3 protein-coding genes are annotated in these 3,349 nt (G+C 58.4%); all 3 read right to left on the bottom strand.

Annotated elements, in window-relative coordinates; translation table 11 throughout:
* Positions 1–88: 88 nt before the first annotated feature.
* The 3 genes from RR842_RS13095 to RR842_RS13105 are packed head-to-tail and all read right to left on the bottom strand — an operon-like array spanning position 89 to position 3,227.
* Positions 89–1,087: a tyrosine-type recombinase/integrase gene (locus tag RR842_RS13095; protein WP_332730043.1), complete on the bottom strand. Its 999-nt coding sequence runs from the start codon at positions 1,085–1,087 to the stop codon at positions 89–91.
* Positions 1,084–2,031: a tyrosine-type recombinase/integrase gene (locus RR842_RS13100; protein ID WP_332730044.1), complete on the bottom strand. Its 948-nt coding sequence runs from the start codon at positions 2,029–2,031 to the stop codon at positions 1,084–1,086. Before RR842_RS13100 ends, RR842_RS13095 begins: the two co-directional genes overlap by 4 nt.
* Complete coding sequence (locus RR842_RS13105; RefSeq protein ID WP_332730045.1) at positions 2,028–3,227, bottom strand: tyrosine-type recombinase/integrase; 1,200 nt, start codon at positions 3,225–3,227, stop codon at positions 2,028–2,030. The genes RR842_RS13100 and RR842_RS13105 overlap by 4 nt, the downstream gene beginning before the upstream one ends.
* Positions 3,228–3,349: the final 122 nt, after the last annotated feature.

Genomic DNA, 3,349 nt, shown 5'->3' on the forward strand with positions numbered 1-3,349 from the left:
CTCTTATGTTCTCGAGTTTGCTATGTGCCGAACCCCTCTTCCAGCTGAGGATACTGCGTAGATTCGGCACATAGTTCGTTGGTTGAGCTTATAACGAGTTCAGGAAATCCAGAACGTCTTTGCTGGCTTTGTAGGGTTTACGGGGCTTGAGCTGCCAGTCACGCCGCGCCTTTGCAAGGGCCTCTTCTTTGACGGCCATATCGGACACTACGTACTTGTGCGTCGTATTGATGTCCTCGTGTCCAAGCCAGATTGCCACGGTTGCGATATCAACACCTGCAGCCAGCATCGCCATTGCGGTCGAGTGCCTGAACACATGCGGCGTGATTTTCTTACGTGCGAGTTCGGGATGGGCGGCCCTGGCTTTCTTCGCAACGCAATCGAGCCTGCTTCTCGCGCCCGATCTGGTAAGGTGATCGACGTTTCTGCCTGCGAAGACGTAGTCGTCCTCTTTGAGGGAGAGCTGCTCGATGTGCGATAGAAGCAGTTGGGAGGTGGCGTCCCAAAGCGGCACGGTTCTGTCCTTCCTGCCCTTGCCGAAGAAGTGAACGTGGCAGTTTCCTTTGGCTGAAGTCCTCACGTCCTCCACTTTGACCGTGACCAGCTCGCTGATTCGAGCGCCCGAGTTGTACAGCATCGCGACCAGGAGCTCCGTTTCCGAGCCCGGCTCGCAGCAGTCGGTCATCCATTCGACTTCGTCGGGGGTCAGGTAGCCTATCTCCCTGCGCCGTGCCTTGCGGTTCGGTATCTTCGATATCTCCGACAGCTGCCCCAGATGCTGGGGCGCCCTTCTCGCGGCGTACTTTGCGAACGACCAGAAAGCGGAAAGCCTGCAGTTCAGCGTCTTGGGACAGCAGCCTCGCTCGTCAGCTAGGTAGTTCAGGAACTCATTCACGCTATCGGCGGTGAGATCGGACATGCTGACTTCCAGGGGCTCGATTCCGCGCTTGTCGCGAAGCCACCTGAAGTAGAGGGTGAACGCATCCCTGTAGCTGGCGACGGTGTTGCCGGAGAGTTTCCTATCCCTTTCCATCCACTCGAGGAAGAACCCCTCTATGAGGGCCGTCAGGTTTGCTGATGCGGTCATTTGGCTTCACCCCCTTTGGCGACCTGCTCGAACGCGTCGCATGCGACTTGCAGCAGCTCTGGTGTTCCGGTAAGGTACCAGTAGGTCTCGGAGATATTCCTGTGGCCCATGTAGGTTGCCAGCACGGGTAGCATGGCGCTGACGTTCTCGCCAGATTCGTGCCAGGAGAGTATCTTGCTTACCGCAAAGGTGTGGCGCATATCGTAAATTCTGGGAGGTCTTCTTTCCCAAATCTCGCCCCTGTTGAGCAAAACGCATCTGATCTCGCAAAACGAATGCTCGAGGTTGCCGAGGTGAACCGGCTTGTCGCCGTTGACGACGAAGAGCCTTCGGCACTCGCTACCGTCCCTGAGTCCGTCTCGGCGTTCGCGGTAGCGCATGATGGCATCAACCGTGGAGTCCTCGACGGGCACCAGACGCTCGCGGTTGTTCTTGCCCTTCCTCACGAGGAAGGTGCCTGCGTCCGGGTCGAAGTCGGAGTCGTCAAGGGAGAGCGCCTCGTTTGGCCGCATGCCCGTTGCCCTGAGAAGACCTATGACGGCGGCGTACACGAGCGGCTTCATCGCGTCTTGTTGAACGTACATCCTTGATGCGGCGCACATGATAAGCGAGATCTCCTCGTCAGTGAAGATGTAGGGCGTTATCCGGTTGCAGCTCTTGCCGATGAGCCCGGGCGGCAGCGTCGCTGGTACGCCGGCCAAGGCGCAGGCGTACTCGTGGACGCGCCTCGCCATCTCGTAGCGCTTGATCTCGTAGCCCTCCGCATGGTTGACGCCGCTCCTTGCCCATCCGACCGCAATCTCCGCGTTGATCGGATCCTCATGGCCGACGGAATCGGCATACCTCGCGAACTGGCGCATAGCCGAGCCCTCGGACACCAGGGGGACCCCAAGCCCGTTTTTGTAGGCGATGTAGGCCTCAACCTGGGCCTTTATGATGCTCATATCGCAACCTCCTTCGGCCACGGCGCCGCCGCCTTCCGCAGGCTTTCGACATTGACCCTCAGGTAGCCCATCGTGGTCGCAAGCGTCTCGTGCCCGAGAATGTCCGCAATGGGCTTTATGGGCACACCGTTGTTCACCATGTTGGTAGCGACCGCTCGCCTCAGGGGATGAGTACCCGAATCTCTAACGCCGGCCTTCTCGGACAGGAGTCCTATCGCCCCCCCGACCTGCTCGAACGTCATCCGAGGGCCTTTTGCCTCGAGGCCGTCGGGCAGGAACAGGCTTCTGGAACCTGTGCCCATCGGCCTAGCATTCACGACGTAGTCCTCGAGCGCCGAGCCGGTTTCCGAGTCGAGGGGGATAGATCTGTCGGAGACGCTCTTCGAATGCCTGATGCGTAAGATACCGTTGGCCCAGTCGACGTCATCGAGTGCAAGAAGGGCAACATCGCTGCGCCTGAGGCCGAGGTTTCCCATGAGCAGCAGCATCGCTAGGTCGCGCTTGCCTCGAGCCGATTCCGGATCCACCGATGTCGTCAGCGCTTCGAAGTCCTCCTCGTTGATACACTTGGGCAGAGAGTCCATCGGCTCGGGCCCTTTGAGTGCGACCTTCGTGATCGGCCCAGCCGTATCCTCGTGCCCGTTAGCGCAAAGAAAGCTCGCGTAGGCCCTGATCTCCGTGCAGAAACCCCTCTTGGTAGAAGCGGACGTATGGGCGATCTTCTCGGATATGTAGACCATAGCGCTTGCGAGGTTGACCATACCGCGCTCGAATTCCGCACTTCCGAACATGGTGTAGAGGTACTGCTTCACCTTGGTTGCCCGCTGCCTCACAGTCACCGGGCTGAGGCGCCCGCTGGACATCAGCTGCGCTTCGAACTCGAGGCACTCCCGCTCGATGGACTGGTTCACGGGATAGCTTCGCGGGTCGAAACGCCTGAAGTACGGCTTCCCGAACCTCATCGTCCAGTAGTACCTGACCGCAGTTGCGGTGACGCCTATACCCGAGGTTACGGGAAGGGATTCGATGTACTCATCTACTATTTCCCTGAGGACCTGCTCGTCGGCGGTCATTGCCTCAGAATGCTTTCCGAGGAACGTGCGGACTCTTTTGAAGTACATGGCGCAAACATTGGGTGAATTGCCGTTGGCTTCGATGAACGTGCGGAATGCATCGAGACGTTCGTCTACCTGCATGGTTTTCTCCTATCTCATCAGGCTGCAGATGGGAAAAGGATAGTTTTGCTATGTGCTCAAATTGCGAAGTATCCTCAGCTGGAAGAGGGGTTCGGCACATAGCAAACTCGAGAACATAAGAG

The sequence above is a fragment of the Gordonibacter sp. genome (assembly GCF_036667095.1).
Classification (GTDB): domain Bacteria; phylum Actinomycetota; class Coriobacteriia; order Coriobacteriales; family Eggerthellaceae; genus Gordonibacter.

What these genes read in the sequence shown, in the direction of transcription:
- RR842_RS13105 (WP_332730045.1), bottom strand. Translation starts at nt 3,227, where the DNA reads ATGCAGGTAGACGAACGTCTCGATGCATTCCGCACGTTCATCGAAGCC.
- RR842_RS13095 (WP_332730043.1), bottom strand. Translation starts at nt 1,087, where the DNA reads ATGACCGCATCAGCAAACCTGACGGCCCTCATAGAGGGGTTCTTCCTC.
- RR842_RS13100 (WP_332730044.1), bottom strand. Translation starts at nt 2,031, where the DNA reads ATGAGCATCATAAAGGCCCAGGTTGAGGCCTACATCGCCTACAAAAAC.